We start from the raw sequence: 409 nt of genomic DNA, 5'->3' as shown, positions 1-409 counted from the left end.
TTGGTGCCTTACGGCGCGACCTTCCTGATCTTTATGGAGTACATGCGTAACTCGATCCGCATGGCGTCGCTGATGGGCCAGCAGGTGATTTACGTGTTTACCCATGACTCCATCGGCCTGGGTGAAGATGGCCCGACTCACCAGCCCATTGAGCAGCTCACCAGCCTGCGTACCACGCCGAACCTCAATACCTGGCGCCCCTGTGATGCGGTGGAAACCGCCGCCGCCTGGGATGCGGCCATCAAGCGTCACTCTGGCCCCACGGCGCTGGTGCTGTCACGCCAGAACCTGCCCCACCAGCAGCGCACGAAAGCGCAGTTGGCGGCGATTCAAAACGGGGCGTATGTTCTGAAAGATAGCGAAGGTACGCCGGAGTTGATACTGATTGCCACCGGCTCTGAAGTCGGCC

The 409-nt window shown here is 60.6% G+C and carries 1 pseudogene; it reads left to right on the top strand.

What is annotated here, in order from left to right:
* A pseudogene (locus tag ACT3UM_RS24225) lies at window positions 1-409 on the top strand (transketolase); the annotation flags it as partial.

The organism is Halomonas sp. AOP13-D3-9, assembly GCF_052379125.1.
Lineage (GTDB): Bacteria > Pseudomonadota > Gammaproteobacteria > Pseudomonadales > Halomonadaceae > Vreelandella.
This window is presented reverse-complemented; position numbering and strand designations above follow the sequence as displayed.